The 15440-nt window shown below is 67.0% G+C and carries 13 protein-coding genes; 5 read left to right on the forward strand and 8 right to left on the reverse strand.

The window, feature by feature from the left end; genetic code table 11:
* Positions 1-28: 28 nt before the first annotated feature.
* Both ACN5W5_RS02585 and gabT read right to left on the reverse strand, forming a co-directional pair.
* On the reverse strand, positions 29-1219 hold the full coding sequence (locus ACN5W5_RS02585; RefSeq protein WP_420047031.1) for a CaiB/BaiF CoA transferase family protein: 1191 nt from the start codon (positions 1217-1219) through the stop codon (positions 29-31).
* Positions 1216-2514 carry a 4-aminobutyrate--2-oxoglutarate transaminase gene (gabT, locus tag ACN5W5_RS02590; RefSeq protein WP_420047032.1) on the reverse strand — a complete coding sequence of 433 codons (1299 nt, stop codon included), beginning with the start codon at positions 2512-2514 and terminating at the stop codon, positions 1216-1218. The genes ACN5W5_RS02585 and gabT overlap by 4 nt, the downstream gene beginning before the upstream one ends.
* Before the next feature lie 145 nt (positions 2515-2659).
* Between gabT and ACN5W5_RS02595 the strand changes: the two genes are divergently transcribed.
* Positions 2660-4063, forward strand: a complete 1404-nt coding sequence (locus ACN5W5_RS02595; protein WP_420047033.1) for a PLP-dependent aminotransferase family protein — start codon at positions 2660-2662, stop codon at positions 4061-4063.
* A 216-nt stretch (positions 4064-4279) separates the two neighbouring features.
* Here ACN5W5_RS02595 and ACN5W5_RS02600 read toward each other — a convergent pair whose 3' ends face one another.
* The 5 genes from ACN5W5_RS02600 to ACN5W5_RS02620 all read right to left on the reverse strand — a co-directional run bounded on the left by ACN5W5_RS02600 (position 4280) and on the right by ACN5W5_RS02620 (position 9839).
* Complete coding sequence (locus ACN5W5_RS02600) at positions 4280-5719, reverse strand: gamma-aminobutyraldehyde dehydrogenase (protein ID WP_420047034.1); 1440 nt, start codon at positions 5717-5719, stop codon at positions 4280-4282.
* A 49-nt stretch (positions 5720-5768) separates the two neighbouring features.
* Complete coding sequence (locus ACN5W5_RS02605) at positions 5769-6566, reverse strand: ABC transporter permease (protein WP_420047035.1); 798 nt, start codon at positions 6564-6566, stop codon at positions 5769-5771.
* Entirely contained in the window at positions 6556-7458 is a 903-nt protein-coding gene (locus tag ACN5W5_RS02610) for an ABC transporter permease (RefSeq protein ID WP_420047036.1), read from the reverse strand. Before ACN5W5_RS02610 ends, ACN5W5_RS02605 begins: the two co-directional genes overlap by 11 nt.
* A gap of 10 nt (positions 7459-7468) precedes the next feature.
* Positions 7469-8494: an ABC transporter ATP-binding protein gene (locus ACN5W5_RS02615; RefSeq protein ID WP_420047037.1), complete on the reverse strand. Its 1026-nt coding sequence runs from the start codon at positions 8492-8494 to the stop codon at positions 7469-7471.
* 193 nt (positions 8495-8687) lie between these two features.
* On the reverse strand, positions 8688-9839 hold the full coding sequence (locus tag ACN5W5_RS02620) for an ABC transporter substrate-binding protein (RefSeq protein WP_420047038.1): 1152 nt from the start codon (positions 9837-9839) through the stop codon (positions 8688-8690).
* 232 nt (positions 9840-10071) lie between these two features.
* Here ACN5W5_RS02620 and ACN5W5_RS02625 point away from each other — a divergent pair, with 232 nt between their 5' ends.
* The 3 genes from ACN5W5_RS02625 (at position 10072) to ACN5W5_RS02635 (ending at position 14187) form a co-directional block, all read left to right on the forward strand.
* Positions 10072-11001 (forward strand): LysR family transcriptional regulator, encoded by a 930-nt coding sequence (locus tag ACN5W5_RS02625; protein ID WP_420047039.1) that lies wholly within the window; start codon positions 10072-10074, stop codon positions 10999-11001.
* A gap of 90 nt (positions 11002-11091) precedes the next feature.
* Entirely contained in the window at positions 11092-13713 is a 2622-nt protein-coding gene (alaS, locus tag ACN5W5_RS02630) for an alanine--tRNA ligase (protein ID WP_420047040.1), read from the forward strand.
* 42 nt (positions 13714-13755) lie between these two features.
* Positions 13756-14187 (forward strand): acyl-CoA thioesterase, encoded by a 432-nt coding sequence (locus tag ACN5W5_RS02635; protein WP_420047041.1) that lies wholly within the window; start codon positions 13756-13758, stop codon positions 14185-14187.
* Between the two features lie 6 nt (positions 14188-14193).
* On the opposite strand, the gene ACN5W5_RS02640 is transcribed toward ACN5W5_RS02635, so the two are convergent.
* Positions 14194-15024, reverse strand: coding sequence for a pseudouridine synthase (locus ACN5W5_RS02640; protein WP_420047042.1), 831 nt, complete (start codon positions 15022-15024; stop codon positions 14194-14196).
* A 168-nt stretch (positions 15025-15192) separates the two neighbouring features.
* Here ACN5W5_RS02640 and ACN5W5_RS02645 point away from each other — a divergent pair, with 168 nt between their 5' ends.
* Entirely contained in the window at positions 15193-15438 is a 246-nt protein-coding gene (locus ACN5W5_RS02645; RefSeq protein WP_420047043.1) for a hypothetical protein, read from the forward strand.
* Positions 15439-15440: the final 2 nt, after the last annotated feature.

The following is a 15440-nucleotide window of genomic DNA, read 5'->3' on the forward strand; positions in this document are numbered from 1 at the left end:
CGGGTCGGAAAAGTGGACTGAAGGAGATTCAGGACTGGTCATGCAACCATCGTGCCTGGTGGACGCCGAGGGCAGGTGGCGGCAGATCGGCGACCGGGCGTTGACCGTCCAGCACCATCGGATTGGCGATCATGGGTGGCACTGTGGCACTTTCGGGCCTTGTGCGCAAACCGCGCGCCGCCACATGCGGGTGCGCCATGACCTGAGCAATGTCAAGAATCGGCGAGCAGGGTACGCCGGCCACATCCAGCCGTTGCACCCAGTCGGCCGTGTCGCGCTGAAGCGTCCAGCCGGTGAGCAGCGGCACCAGCGTGGCTCGGTGTTCCACGCGCGCCGGGTTGGTGGAGAAGCGCGCATCGCGCGAGACTTCCGGGTGCTCGCAGGCTTCGCAGAAGCGCGCGAACTGGCCGTCGTTGCCCACGGCCAGCACCATGTGGCCGTCGCGTGTGGGGAACACCTGGTAGGGCACGATGTTCGGGTGCGCGTTGCCCATGCGCGTGGGCGTTTTGTTCCCGATCAGCTGGTTGCTGGCCTGGTTGGCCAGCATGGCCACCTGCACGTCGAACAGCGCGGCGTCGATGTGGCGTCCCTGGCCGGTGCGCGCGCGTTCGTGCAACGCGGCGAGGATGGCTGTGGTGGCGTAGACCCCGGTCATCAGGTCGGTCACGGCGACGCCCACCTTCTGCGGCTCTTCACCCTGGTTGCCGGTGATGCTCATCAGGCCGCCTTCCGCCTGGATCGCGAAGTCGTAGCCGGCCTTGTGCGCCAGCGGGCCGTTCTGGCCGTAGCCGGTGATCGAGCAGTAGATCAGGCGCGGGTTGATGGCCTGCAGGCTGGTGGCGTCGAGCCCGTACTTGGCGAGCTGGCCGACCTTGTAGTTCTCGATCAGCACGTCCGCTTCGCGCGCCAGTTCACGCACCTGCTGGATGCCTTCGGCGCTGGCGATGTCGATCGCCACCGAGCGCTTGCCGCGGTTGGCGCAGACGAAATACGCGGCCACGCGCCCGGCGCCTTCGCCCCACCAGGGCGGACCCCAGCTGCGCGTGTCGTCACCGGCGCCCGGGCGTTCCACCTTCAGGACTTCGGCGCCGTAGTCGGCCAGCAGCTGACCGGCCCAGGGGCCGGCGAGCACACGCGAGAGGTCGAGCACACGCACGCCCGCGAGCGGGCGGGGCGCCGCGCTGCTCGCGCCGTCGGGGGGCTGATCGTTGGAGCTCATGCGCCTTGCAGCGCGTCGAGCGAGGCAGCAATGATCGCCAGGCCTTCGTCCAGCAAGGCGTCGCTCGCGGTCAGCGGCACCAGGATGCGCACCACGTTGCCGTAGGTGCCGCAGGTCAGGATGATCAGGCCGCGTTTCGTGGCTTCGGCGGCGAGCGCCTTGGTGAGGTCGGCGTCGGGCTGGTGCACGTCGCCGTTCTTGCACAGTTCCATGGCGACCATGGCACCCAGGCCGCGCACGTCGGCAATGCACTTGTGCTTCTTGGCCAGCGCCTGCAGGCTGGCGGTGATGCGCGCGCCGACGTCGCGGCTGCGCTGCAGCAGGTCGTGTTTTTCAAACTCGTCGAGCACGGCCAGGGCCGCGGCGCAGGCCAGCGGGCTGCCGGCGTAGGTGCCGCCCAGGCCGCCAGCGGCGGGCGCGTCCATCACTTCGGCGCGACCGACCACGGCCGAGATCGGAAAACCGCCGGCCATCGACTTGGCCAGGGTGATCAGGTCGGGGGCGATGCCGCTTTGTTCGCAGGCGAACCAGGTGCCGGTGCGGCCGGCGCCGGTCTGCACCTCGTCGCAGATCATCAGGATGCCGTGCTGGTCGCACAGCGCGCGCAGGCGCTGCATCAGTTCGGGCGGCGCCACGTTGAAGCCGCCTTCGCCCTGCACCGGCTCGATGATGATGGCCGCCACGCGGCTGGCTTCGATGTCGTTCTTGAGGATGGATTCGACCGAGGCGATCGCATCGTCCACGCTCACGCCGTGCAGCGCGTTCGGGAAGCGGGCGTGGAAGATTTCGCCCGGGAACGGACCGAAGCCGGTCTTGTACGGCGCGACCTTGCCGGTCATGCCCAGGGTCAGCAGGGTGCGGCCGTGGTAGCCACCGGTGAAGGCGATCACGCCCGAGCGGCCGGTGTGGGCGCGCGCGATCTTGATCGCGTTTTCCACCGCTTCGGCGCCGGTGGTCAGGAACAGGGTTTTCTTGGCGAAGTCGCCCGGGGCCTTGGCGTTCAGGCGCTCGGCCAGTTCCACGTAGGGCTCGTAGGCGAGCACCTGGAAGCAGGTGTGGGTGTACTGGTCGAGCTGGGCCTTCACGGCCTCGATCACGGCCGGGTTGCGGTGGCCGGTGTTGAGCACGGCGATACCGCCGGCGAAGTCGATGTAGCGGCGGCCTTCCACGTCCCAGATCTCGGCGTTTTCGCCCTTGGCGATGAATATCTGGTGGCTGTGGCCGACGCCGCGGGGGATGGCGGCCTGGCGGCGGGCCATGAGCATGGCGTTGGTGGCTTGGGATTCGCGTTGCATGCAGGGGGCTCCGATCATGAAGAAATTTCAGACTGGGGCGGACTGTAGGGCTCGCGGGCCACCGCTAACATATACAGACAGTGCCTGCACAGCGATGCACTGTGCAGCCCTACGGACCAGTACACATTTACCCTGATAGCCACCGATGTTCACCCTGAACCCCAAAAGCACCAGCCCGCTCGTGGTGCAGATCGTCGAGGGGTTTCGCGACCTGATCCAGAGCGGCAACCTGCGCCCTGGCTCCAAGGCGCCCTCCATCCGCCAGTTCGCCCATGCCCACGGCGTGAGCGTGTACACCGTGGTCGATGCCTACGACCGGCTGGTGGCGCTGGGTTATTTCGTCTCGCGCCCGCATTCGGGCTTTTTCGTGCGCAAGCGCGAGGGCGTGGCGCCGCAGGCGCCCGGCACCGTGCCCGCCGAGACGGCCAACTACAACTTCGACTCCATGTGGTACCTGCGCCGCGTGTTCGAAGCGCGCGCGCTGCGCATGAAGCCGGGCTGCGGCTGGTTGCCGGGCAACTGGCTGTTTGAGGAAGGCCTGCGCCGCAGCCTGCGCACGCTGGCGGCTGAAAACGTGGACCTGGGCGGTTACGGCGAACCCAAGGGTTTTGCGCCGTTGCGCCAGCTGGTTCGCGACCTGCTGGCCGAACAGGAGATCGCCGTCAGCGCCGATCAGGTGCTGCTCACCCAGGGTTCGAGCCAGGCCATGGACCTGGTGGCGCGCCGCCTGGTGCGCCCGGGCGATGCGGTACTGGTGGACGATCCCGGCTATCCCAACCTGCTGTTTTCACTGCGCTTCCTGGGCGCCCGGCTGATCGGCGTGCCGCGCACGCCCGCCGGCTACGACCTCGCTGCGCTCGAGGCGCTGGTGATCGAACACAAGCCCAAGGTGTTCTTCACCCAGCCGCGGCTGCAGAGCCCCACCGGCTCGGTGGCGAACCTCGCGCACTTGCACCGCGTGGTGCAGCTGGCTGAGCAGCACCATTTCACCGTGGTGGAAAACGACATCTACGCCGACCTCGACCCCGAGCCGCGACCCTCGCTGGCCAGCCTGGACCAGTTGCAGCGGGTCGTCTACATCAGCAGTTTTTCAAAAACCATCTCACCCAACATCCGGGTGGGTTTCCTGGCCGCACCGCCCGACCTGCTGGAAGATTTCGCTCAGCTCAAGATGATCTCTGGCCTGACCTCGTCCGAGTTCAACGAGCGCCTGGCCTACGGCGCGCTGGTGGACGGGCGCTGGCGCAAGCACCTGCGCAGCCTGCGCGAGCGCCTGGCGCAGGCGCACCAGCGCGTGGCACAGCAGCTGGAGAACCTGGGTTTTGAGCTGTTCTGCGAGCCCAAGGCGGGCATGTTCCTCTGGGCGCGCCACCCCGATATCGCCAACGCGACCGAGCTGGCCTACAAGGCGGCGGAACAGGACATCCTGCTCGGCCCCGGCCACCTGTTCGCCCCCGACCTGCAGCCCAGCCCCTGGTTCCGCTTCAACGTGGCCTTCACCGAAGAGCCGCAGGTGCTGGCTTTTTTGAAGGCGCAGAGCAAGGGCTGAGTTTCGTGCGTGGTGTCGAGCAGAGGCCCAACCCATGAAGTCTCAGGTTGCACAGCGCCGGAGTGCGACCCGCACCGCACGCAGCAACGCCACCCAGGGCACCGAGGAACCGGCTTTGCCGGGCCTCTGGTGCCGTCCCCCTCCCGCCGAAGGCGAGAGAGAGGGGGAAGCCGCGAAGCGGCGCAGGGGGTGCCTCCTAGTGGCGCGGGGGGTGCCTCAGTGTTTCACCATGATGTGCCGCGCGCAGCTGTAGTCCTCCAGCGCGTAGACCGACATGTCCTTGCCGTAGCCCGAGTGTTTCATGCCGCCGTGCGGCATTTCGGACACCAGCATGAAGTGGGTGTTGACCCAGGTGCAGCCGTACTGAAGGCGTGCGGCGATGTTCATGGCGGATCCCACGTTGCTGGACCAGACCGAGCTGGACAGGCCGTACTCGGAATCGTTCGCCCAGGCGACGGCCTGTTCCGCGTCTTTCACGCGGGTGATGGAAACCACCGGGCCGAAGACCTCGCTGCGCACGATCTCGTCTTCCTGCAGCGCACCGGCGATGACCGTGGGCTTGTAGAAGAAGCCCTTGTTGCCCACCGTGCCGCCGCCGGCCGTGACTTCGGTGTGGGCCAGTTGGGCCGCGCGGTCCACGAAACTGGCGACGCGGTCGCGCTGGCGGGCCGAGATCAGCGGGCCCATCTCGACGCCGGGTTCCTGCTGGCTGCCCACCTTGATGGACGAGACGGCGCTGCTCAGGTCGGCCACCAGCTTCTCGTAGATGCCTTCCGTGGCGTAGACGCGGCAGGCGGCCGTGCAGTCCTGGCCGGCGTTGTAGTAGCCGAAGGTGCGCAGGCCTTCGACCACTTGCCCCAGGTCGGCGTCGTCGAGCACGATCACCGGCGCCTTGCCGCCCAGCTCCAGGTGGGTGCGTTTGATGCCACGCGCGGCGGCCTCCATGATCTTGCTGCCGGTCGAGACGTCGCCGGTGAGCGAGGCGACCCGGATGCGCGGGTCGCGGATCAGGGGCGCCCCCACCGAGTCGCCGCGCCCGCACACGATGTTGACCACACCCGGTGGCAGGATGCCGGCCAGCAGTTCGCCGAAACGCAGCGTGGTCAGCGGCGTGTTTTCCGAGGGCTTGAGCACGACGGTGTTGCCCATGGCGATGGCCGGTCCGAGCTTCCAGGCGGCCATCATGAGCGGGTAGTTCCAGGGCGCGATGGAGGCCACCACGCCCAGTGCGTCGCGCCGGATCATGCTGGTGTGGCCCGCCAGGTATTCGCCCGCCAGCGGGCCCGACAGGTTGCGGATGGCGCCGCCAAAGAAACGGTAGACGTCGGCGATGGCGGGGATCTCGTCGTTGCGCGCAGCGGCCAGGGGCTTGCCGCAGTTCAACGATTCGAGCATGGCGAGTTCGTCGCCATGGGCTTCGATGGCATCGGCGATCTTGAACAGGTAGCCGCTGCGGTCGCGAGGCGTGAGCGCGGCCCAGGCGGGGAAGGCGGCGCTGGCCGCGTCCACCGCCAGGCGCAGCTGGTCGGCGCTGGCTTCGCGCACTTCGCACAGCAGTTCGCCCGTGCAGGGGTTGAGGATGGGTTCGACGCGGCCTTCGCCGGCGACGCTGTGGCCATTGATCAGGAGCTGGGTGGTGAAGCGGGTGGCAGCCATGTCGGGTTCCAGAGGTGGGGTTGAAACAGAGCGGACGGGATCGGGGTGTTCAGCGGGCGTTGGGGCTGGCGTCGCCTTCGCGGGTGAGGCGCCAGGCCAGCAGGATCAGCGGCATGGTGATGACCATGATGACCAGCGCCACCACGTTGGTGATGGCCGCTTCGCGGGGGCGCCCGAGCTGGCCCATGAGCCAGATCGGCAGGGTCTTGTCGGTGCCGGCGGTGAAGGTGGTCACGATCAGCTCGTCCACCGAGAGCGCGAAGGCGAGGATGCCGCCGGCCAGCAGGGCCGTGCCGAGTTGCGGCAGGATGATGTGGCGCAGCGTGGTCAGGGTGTCGGCGCCCAGGTCCATCGACGCCTCCCACAGGCGGTTGGGCAGGCGCCGCAGACGTGCCACCACGTTGTTGTGCACGATGACCACGCAGAAGGTGGCGTGGCCGACCACGATGGTCCAGAAGCCGGGGTTGACCTCCATGAGCCGGAAGGCCGAGAGCAGGGCAATGCCGGTGACGATGCCGGGCAGGGCAATCGGCAGGATCAGCATGGTGGTGAACGCGTCCTTGCCGAAGAAGCGGTCGCGGTTCAGGGCCGCGGCGGTGAGCGTGCCCAGCACCATCGCGATGACCGTGGCCATCGCCGCCACCGCCAGCGAGAGGTAGATGGCCTCGTGGATGTCGGTGCGTTCGAGGGCGCGCGCGAACCAGCGCAGGGTCAGCCCTTCCATGGGGAAGCTGTAGTTGCTGTCGGCGCTGTTGAAGGCGTAGAGCGCGATGAACAGCAAGGGCAGGTGCAGGAAGGCCAGGCCCGCGTAGGCGGCGAGGCGCAGCAAGGTGGGTTTAGAGCGCATTGAAGGCCCCCAGTCGGCGCGCCATGGCGAGGTAGAGGGTGATCAGCACGATGGGCACGCAGGTGAAAGCCGCCGCCATGGGGATGTTGCCGATGGTTCCCTGCATGGTGTAGACCATGTTGCCGATGTACAGGCCCGAGGGGCCGACGAGCTGGGGAATGATGTAGTCGCCCAGCGTGAGCGAGAAGGTGAAGATGGAGCCCGCGACCACGCCCGGGAAGGCCAGCGGCCACAGCACACTGCGGAAGGTCTGGAACGGGCGGGCGCCGAGGTCGCCCGAGGCCAGCAGCAGGTTGGCCGGCACACGTTCGATGGCGGCCTGGATCGGCAGCACCATGAAGGGCAGCCAGATGTAGGTGAACACCAGAAAGCGGCCCAGGTTGGAGGTGGCCAGCGTGTCGCCGCCGATCACCGGTATCGCCAGCACCGCCTGCAGGGCACCTTGCAGGCCCAGCGCATTGATCACCCAGTAGATGACGCCGCCCTGCGCCAGCAGCACGGTCCAGGCGTAGGCCTTGACGATGTAGCTGGCCCACATGGGCAGCATCACGCCGACATAGAAAAAACCCTTCTCGGCCGGTCCGGCGTGGTGGGCCATGTACCAGGCCATGGGAAAGCCGATGAGCACGGTGGCCAGCGTCACGGCGACGGCCATGGCCAGCGTGCGCAGCACGATGTCCATGTTGGCCGGCACCAGCAGGTTGACAAAGTTGTCGGTGGTGAACTCGGCCACCACCGACATGCTCATGTCGTCGAACACGAAGACGCTCTGGCTCAGCAGCGTCAGCAGCGAGCCCAGGTACACCACGCCGAACCACAGCAGCGGCGGTGTGAGCATCAGCAGCAGCGTGAGCGTGCGCTGCTGGTAGAAGAAGTTGGAGAGCGTGCGCATGGCGGTGGCCTCAGGCGTCCAGCATCACCATGTGCGCTTGCGCCCAGCTGAGCGCGACCCGCTGGCCCGCCTGCGTTTGCGCGGCGAGTGCCGACGCGGCTTCACTTTCTGCCTGCAGGGCGGTGATCACCTGTCCGCCGACCTGCACTTCCAGCCTTTGGCTCGCACCCAGGAACTGGATCGCCAGCACCTCGCCCTCGACCTGCAGTCGGCCGGTGGCAGGGGCGGCGCCCGCCGGGTGCATGGCGATGTGTTCCTGACGCACGGCAAACGCCTGCGGCCGACCCGTGATCGACTGCGCCAGCGCGGTGTCGATCACGTTGGCGCTGCCGACGAAGTCCGCCACGAAGCGCGTGCGCGGCTGGTGGTACAGCTCGCGCGGGCTGGCGATCTGCTCGATCCGGCCCTGGTTGAACACGGCGATGCGGTCCGACATGGAGAGCGCTTCGCCCTGGTCGTGCGTCACATAGACGAAGGTGATGCCCAGCTTGCGGTGCAGCACCTTGAGCTCCACCTGCATCTGCTCGCGCAGCTTCATGTCCAGCGCGCCCAGGGGCTCGTCCAGCAACAGGATGCGCGGTCGGTTGACCAGGGCCCGCGCGAGCGCCACGCGCTGGCGCTGGCCGCCCGAGAGCTGGGCCGGCGTGCGTTCGGCGTGGTCGGGCAGGGCCACCATGGCCAGTGCCTCGCGGGCCTGGGCATGGCGCTCGGCCCTGGGCACCTTGCGCACCATCAGGCCGTAGGCCACGTTGTCCAGTACGTTCATGTGCGGGAACAGCGCGTAGTCCTGGAACACGGTGTTCACGTCGCGCTCGTAGGGTGGTGTGCCCGAGGCCTCCCGGCCCATCAGGGTCAGGCTGCCCCGGCTCGGTTGCTCGAAGCCGGCCATCAGCCGCAGGGAGGTGGTCTTGCCGGAGCCCGAAGGCCCCAGCATGGAAAAGAACTCACCTTCCTGCACGGTGAAGCTGACGCCATCCAGCGCCCTCACGTCGCCGTAGTGCCTGGAAACGTCTTTGAACTCGATGGCGTCGGTCATGCAGAAATCTTCAATCAGGGATGCGGTTCGGTTCAGTTCAGTGGTCTATGGTGTCGGAGCACGACCCGCATCGCACGAACCAGCCCCACCCAGGGGCACCGAGGAACCGGCTTCGCCGGGCCTCTGGTGCCGTCCCCCTCCCGCCGCAGGCGAGAGAGGGGGGTGACGCGAAGCGGCGCGGGGGGGATTCCTTCTACCTTCCGCCCATGATCGCGATGTAGTCCATCGCCCACTTGGCATAAGGCACGCAGGTTCCCTGGCTGGCGCACTTGGCCTGCGGGGTCTTCCAGAACTTGATCTTGTTCAGGTCGTCAAAGCCGTTGACCTTGCAGAAGTCGCTGCCGCCGGGGGCCTTGGCCTTGCAGGCGGCGGGCGTCACCGGCACGGTGCCAAACCACTCGGCCAGCGGGGCCTGCAGCTGGTCGCTGAGCTGGTGCTCCATCCACTGGTAGGCGCAGTTCACGTTCTTGGCGTTCACGTGCAGCATGGTGGTGTCGGCCCAGCCGGTGGCGCCTTCTTTGGGCACCACGGAGGCAATCGGCTTCTTCTCACCCTTGAGCGAGTTCACCATGAAGCCCCAGGAGCCCGAGGCCACCACCCCCTCGCTCTTGAAGTCGTTCATCTGCACCGTGGCGTCGTGCCAGTAGCGGTGGGTCAGCTTCTTCTGCCCGCGCAGCAGCTCCAGCACGGCGGCGTACTGTTTCTCATTGAGTTCGTAGGGGTCCTTGATGCCGAGTTCGGGCTTCTTGGACATCAGGTACAGCGCGGCGTCGGCGATGTAGATCGCGCCGTCGTAAGCCTGCACGCGGCCCTTGTTGGATTTGCCGTCGGGCAGGGTCTGTTCCTCGAACACCACCGACCAGGAGTCGGGCGCCTTCTTGAACACGTCGGTGTTGTACATCAGCACGTTCGGGCCCGACTGGTAGGGCACGCCGTAGTGCTTGCCGTCCACCGTGTGCCAAGCCGCGTTCTGCAGTCGGGGGTCGATGTTCTTGTAGCTGGGTACCAGGCCCACGTTCACTTCCTGCACCAGCTTGGAGGCGATCAGGCGTCCGCTGGCGTCGCCCGAGGCGGTCACGATGTCGTGGCCACCGGCTTTCATCAGCGCCACCATTTCGTCGGAGGTGGCGGCGGTCTTGACGTTGACCTTGCAACCCGAGGCCTTTTCGAAGCCAGTGGTCCAGTCATAGGCCTTGTCGGTTTCGCCGCGTTCGATGTAGCCGGCCCAGGCAATGATGTTGAGCTGTCCTTCACCCTTGCCAACGGCCTTGGGCGGGGCTGCGAGGCTGGATGCGGCGGAGGCAACCGCCAGCAAACCAACGAGAAGTGTGCGGGTCTGGGACATAGGGAACTCCTGACAGGGGTGGTTGGGGCGCGCTGTTGCGGGCCTGAGGGGCATCTTAGGTATTGCCCCTGTGCAGAACCATACCGGGCAGACAATAGAATCCATCGGTAAAACAGAAACCTCGCACCAGAACGCGCTTTTTTAGTGGATTACCCTGTGCCTCAAAGCGGTGCATTTGCGGGTTTACCCTTTAATTGATCCAAAAGAGTGCCTGAAATGGCGAAATGACCCGATGAGCACCTCGTTCAAGAGCATTCGGTATTTCATAGCGGTCGCGGAATCGGGCTCCATCTCGGCCGCCATCCACGAACTGGGGGTTTCGCAATCGGTGGTGTCGCAGGCCATCGCGCAGATGGAGGCCGATCTGGGCACCCTGCTGTTCGAGCGCCGGGCCCGCGGCATGTCGCTGACCCACGCGGGGCACCAGTTCCTGCGCCACGCGCACCAGATCGACGTGGCCATGCGCAACGCGCGCGACGCCCTGGCTTCGCGGCCGCACACCGTGACCGGCAGCCTCAACGTGGGCGTGACCAGCCTGATGGTGGGTTACTACCTGCCGTTCCTGCTCGACCGCTTTCGACGCGTGTTCCCGCGCATCCAGGTGCAGATCACCGAAGACCGGCGCGACTACCTGGAGCACCTGCTGATCAGCGGCGAACTCGACGTGGCGCTGATCGTGGTCTCGCAGTTGCAGAACCGCCAGGCGCTGGAGACCGAAACCATCCTGCGTTCGGGCTGGCGGGTGTGGCTACCGGTCAACCACCGCCTCGCCGGCGAGGAAAAGATCGAGGCCACCGAACTCGCCCGGCAGTCGCTCGTGCTGTTGCAGGTGGACGAACTGGGTGACGCCACCACCGCCTTGTGGAACGCTGGCGGCGCGGACCCCACGGTGCTGATCCGAACCTCGTCGGTGGAGGCCGTGCGCAGCCTGGTGGCCACCGGCGCGGGCTGCTCCGTGCTGCCCGACATGCTGTACCGGCCCTGGTCACTGGAGGGCGACCGCATCGAGGCGCGGCCACTGGCCCAGGGCCTGCCGCACCTGGAAGTGGGGCTGGCCTGGCGCAAAGGTGCCATGCTGCCGGAATCGCTGAGCAACTTCCTCACGGCCGTGCGCCCCACGCTGGAAGGTCATGCACCGGGTGGTGTCAACCACGTCCGGTAGCTGCCTGACCGCAGGCGCGCCGCTGGGGCCCAGGCACCGCGCCGGGCGATAATGCATAGCTGTTCTGAACCTGCACGAAGCACCACCGACATGACCCGCCCAGCCTCCGTTGCCGACATCCGCAAGACCTTCCTGGACTTCTTCGCCTCCAAGGGCCACACCGTGGTGGCGTCCAGCCCGCTGGTACCGGGCAACGACCCCACGCTCATGTTCACCAACTCGGGCATGGTCCAGTTCAAGGACGTGTTCCTGGGCACCGACAAACGCAACTACGTGCGTGCCGCCTCGGTGCAGGCCTGCCTGCGCGCCGGTGGCAAGCACAACGATCTGGAGAACGTGGGCTACACCGCGCGCCACCACACTTTCTTCGAGATGCTGGGCAACTGGTCCTTCGGCGACTACTTCAAGCGCGAATCGCTCAAGTGGGCGTGGGAACTGCTGACCGAGGTCTACAAGCTGCCGGCCGAGCGCCTGCTGGCCACGGTGTACGAAGAGGACGACGAGGCCTACGACATCTGGACCAAGGAAATCGGCCTGCCGCCCGAGCGCGTGATCCGCATCGGCGACAACAAGGGTGGCCGCTACAAGAGCGACAACTTCTGGATGATGGCCGACACCGGCCCCTGTGGCCCCTGTTCGGAAATCTTCTACGACCACGGCGACCACATCCCGGGCGGCCCTCCCGGCAGCCCCGATGAAGACGGCGACCGCTTCATCGAGATCTGGAACAACGTGTTCATGCAGTTCAACATGGACGAGACCGGCGCCGTGACACCGCTGCCCGCGCCCTGCGTGGACACCGGCATGGGCCTGGAGCGCCTGGCCGCCATCCTGCAGCACGTGCACAGCAACTACGAAATCGACATCTTCGACGCACTGATCAAGGCCGCCGGCCGCGAGACCGGCACCACCGATCTGAGCAACCCTTCGCTCAAGGTGATCGCCGACCACATCCGCGCCACGGCGTTCCTGATCAGCGACGGCGTGATCCCCAGCAACGAAGGCCGTGGCTACGTGCAGCGCCGCATCGTGCGCCGCGCCATCCGCCACGGCTACAAGCTCGGCCAGAAGACGCCGTTCTTCCACAAGCTGGTGCCCGATCTGGTGGCCGTGATGGGCGAGGCTTACCCGAACATGGCCTCGCAGGCGCAGCGGATCATTGAAGTGCTCAAGACCGAAGAAGAGCGTTTCTACGAGACGCTGGCCAACGGCATGGAGATTCTGGACGCGGCCTTGGCGGGCGACGCCAAAGTGCTGCCGGGCGATGTGGCCTTCAAGCTTCACGACACCTACGGCTTCCCGCTTGACCTCTCGGGCGACGTCTGCCGCGAGCGCGGTCTCACGGTGGACGAGGCCGGTTTTCACGCCGCCATGGAAGCGCAGAAAGCCAAGGGCCGCGCGGCTGGCAAGTTCAAGATGGACAAGGCGCTGGAGTACACCGGTGCCGGCAACACCTTCGTCGGCTACGAACAGCTCGAAGCGCCGGCCAAGGTGGTGGCGCTGTACCTGGACGGCACGCCCGTGGCCGATCTCAAGGCCGGCCAGCAGGGCGTCGTGGTGCTGGACACCACGCCGTTCTACGCCGAGAGCGGTGGTCAGGTCGGTGACGAAGGCGTGATCACCAGCGGCTCGGCCAAGTTCGCCGTGGGCGACACGCAGAAGATCAAGTCCGACGTCTTTGGCCACCACGGCGTGATGGAGCAGGGCACCCTCGCCGTTGGCGACACGGTGACCGCGGCGGTGGACACCGCCCAGCGCGCCGCCACCGTGCGCAACCACTCGGTCACGCACCTGATGCACAAGGCGCTGCGCGAGGTGCTGGGCACCCACGTGCAGCAAAAGGGTTCGCTGGTCGACGCCGACAAGACGCGCTTCGACTTCACGCACAACGCGCCAGTGACGGACGCGCAGATCCGCGAGATCGAGCAGCGTGTGAACGCCGAGATCGTGGCCAACGCCGCGACACAGGCGCGTGTGATGGACATCGAGTCGGCGCAGAAGACCGGCGCCATGATGCTGTTCGGCGAGAAGTACGGCGAGACCGTGCGCGTGCTCGACATCGGTTCCAGCCGCGAACTCTGTGGCGGCACCCACGTCAGCGCCACGGGCGACATCGGCTTCTTCACCATCACCGCAGAAGGCGGTGTGGCCGCGGGCGTGCGCCGCGTGGAAGCGGTGACGGGCCTGAACGCGCTGGCCTACGTGCAGGGCATGGAAGCCACGCTCGGCGGTGTGGCTGGCACGCTCAAGGTCACGCCCGGCGAGGTGCCCGCGCGCGTGGGTGCGCTGCTGGACCAGATGCGCGATCTGGAAAAGGAAATGAGCGCGCTCAAGAGCCGCCTGGCCTCGGCGCAGGGCGACGAGCTGGTGAACCAGGCGGTCGAGGTCAAGGGCATCAAGGTGCTGTCGGCGGTGCTGGCCGGCGCCGATGCCAAGGGCCTGCGCGAGACCATGGACAAGCTGAAGGACAAGCTCAAGTCGGCGGCCATCGTGCTGGCCGCGGTGGACGGCGGCAAGGTGCAGATCGCCGCGGGCGTGACCGCCGACGTGATGGGCAAGGTCAAGGCCGGCGAGTTGGTGAACTTCGTGGCCCAGCAGGTGGGCGGCAAGGGCGGTGGCAAGCCCGACATGGCGATGGCCGGCGGTACCGATGCGAGTGGCCTGCCCAAGGCGCTGGCTTCGGTGCAGGCCTGGGTGGCCGAGCGGGTGTGATCGCCTGCGCGCCTGTCAGCGATTGCCCGGGACACTGAAGCCATGCCGCGTATCCAGATTGATCTGCCCGATCACTTCGCTTTCAGCACGGAGATGTCGATCTACATCAGCCACGTCAACCAGGGCGGGCACCTGGACAACGCGCAGCTGCTGACGCTGGTGTCTGAAGCCCGGGTGCGTTACTTCAAGTCCCTGGGGTACACCGAGTCCGATGTCGCCGGCCATCCCATCGTCGTCGGCGACATCGTGGCGCAGTACAAGGCCGAGGGCTTTCATGGCGAGACCATGCGGGTGAGCCTGCTGCCGCAGGACCCCAACAAGTACGGTTTCGACCTGGTCTACCGCATGGACAACGTGGAATCGGGCCGCGAGGTGGCGCGCGGCAAGATCGGCATCGTGTTCATCGACCGCGAAACCCGGCGCGTGGCGCCCATTCCGGCCCGCTTCCGGGCGCAGGTGCTGGCCGAGGGCTGAACGGTATCAGCCGGGCCAGTCCAGCGAGCGCTGGCTCTGGAAGGCACGCGGCGCGCCCGTCACCGGGTCCGTGAAGGCGATGCCCCGCGCCAGCAGGCGCAGCGGGTTCGCAAAGTCTTCCGCTTCGTCCGGCCCGTGCAGCACGGTCGGGTAGAGCTGGTCGCCCACGATGGGCAGGCCGAGCGCGTTCATGTGCACGCGCAGCTGGTGGCGTTTGCCGGTGACGGGTTCCAGCGCATAGCGTGCCCAGTCGCCGCGCCGCTCCAGCATGTCGATGCGTGTCTCGCTGTTCGGCTCACCAGCCACCTCGTTCATGCGGAAAAAATCGGACGGGTGTTCCACGATGCGGCTGCTGCTCGTGTGTGGCCAGGCCCATGCGTCGGTGGCCGGCGCGATGGCCTCGTAGGTCTTGTGCATGGTCCGACCACTGAAGAGCGCATGGTAGGTCCCGCGCTCGGCGGGATTCACGGCGAACAGCACCAGCCCGGCGGTTTCGCGATCAATGCGGTGCAGCGGTGCCAGCTGTGGCAGGCCGAGCTGGCGTTGAAGGCGCACCAGCAAAGTCTGCTGCACATAGCGCCCGCCCGGCGTCACGGGCAGAAAGTGCGGTTTGTCGGCCACCACCAGGTGCGCGTCCTGGTAGAGCACCGTTTCTTCAAACGGCACCACCCCTTCGTCCGGCAGCTCGCGGTAGTAATACAGCCGCGTATTGCCTTGGTACGGCGCGTCGGGCGGTACGGCCTGGCCCGCTTCGTCCAGCACCGCGCCCGTGGCCAACCGCTCGGCCCACGCCGCGCGACCCACCGTGGGCAGGCGCTCGTCCAGAAAGTCGATCACGCCGGGCCAGCGGGCGTCACCGGTTTTGACCCCAGGCAGTGCGACGCAGCTGGGCGAAACGCCGTCACGGGCGGGAATGAGCGGGTTCTTGGAGGATCTGGCCACAGCGGAGGAGGGTGAGCGAAGGAAATGCGGGTATTCTCTGCGCCTTCACAACAGGACCCCGCCGTGATCAAAGCCGCCAACCTCTCCGACACCGTCATCCGTGCCCGCCTGGCGCTGGCGCTTGGTGTGAGCAGTCTGTTGCTGAGCGGCTGCGCTGTGGTGGCCGTGGTCGATGTGGCGGCATCGGCGGTGGTGGGTGTGGCCGGCCTCGCGGTGGACGCGGCGGTCGGCACGGCCCGCATCGGCGGCCAGCTCATCGGTGCCGGTGCCGACGCGGCGCTGGGCTCGGACGAAGCCGAGGACGATTGACC

Origin of the sequence: Hydrogenophaga sp. ZJX-1 (assembly GCF_048590325.1) — a bacterium.
In the GTDB taxonomy this organism is placed as follows: Bacteria; Pseudomonadota; Gammaproteobacteria; order Burkholderiales; family Burkholderiaceae_C; genus Hydrogenophaga.

Excerpts from the sequence above, each read along its gene's own strand:
- ACN5W5_RS02585 (WP_420047031.1), bottom strand. The coding sequence starts at position 1,219 with ATGAGCTCCAACGATCAGCCCCCCGACGGCGCGAGCAGCGCGGCGCCC.
- alaS (WP_420047040.1), top strand. The coding sequence starts at position 11,092 with ATGACCCGCCCAGCCTCCGTTGCCGACATCCGCAAGACCTTCCTGGAC.
- ACN5W5_RS02610 (WP_420047036.1), bottom strand. The coding sequence starts at position 7,458 with ATGCGCACGCTCTCCAACTTCTTCTACCAGCAGCGCACGCTCACGCTG.
- ACN5W5_RS02605 (WP_420047035.1), bottom strand. The coding sequence starts at position 6,566 with ATGCGCTCTAAACCCACCTTGCTGCGCCTCGCCGCCTACGCGGGCCTG.
- ACN5W5_RS02635 (WP_420047041.1), top strand. The coding sequence starts at position 13,756 with ATGCCGCGTATCCAGATTGATCTGCCCGATCACTTCGCTTTCAGCACG.
- gabT (WP_420047032.1), bottom strand. The coding sequence starts at position 2,514 with ATGCAACGCGAATCCCAAGCCACCAACGCCATGCTCATGGCCCGCCGC.
- ACN5W5_RS02615 (WP_420047037.1), bottom strand. The coding sequence starts at position 8,494 with ATGACCGACGCCATCGAGTTCAAAGACGTTTCCAGGCACTACGGCGAC.
- ACN5W5_RS02620 (WP_420047038.1), bottom strand. The coding sequence starts at position 9,839 with ATGTCCCAGACCCGCACACTTCTCGTTGGTTTGCTGGCGGTTGCCTCC.
- ACN5W5_RS02595 (WP_420047033.1), top strand. The coding sequence starts at position 2,660 with ATGTTCACCCTGAACCCCAAAAGCACCAGCCCGCTCGTGGTGCAGATC.
- ACN5W5_RS02625 (WP_420047039.1), top strand. The coding sequence starts at position 10,072 with ATGAGCACCTCGTTCAAGAGCATTCGGTATTTCATAGCGGTCGCGGAA.
- ACN5W5_RS02600 (WP_420047034.1), bottom strand. The coding sequence starts at position 5,719 with ATGGCTGCCACCCGCTTCACCACCCAGCTCCTGATCAATGGCCACAGC.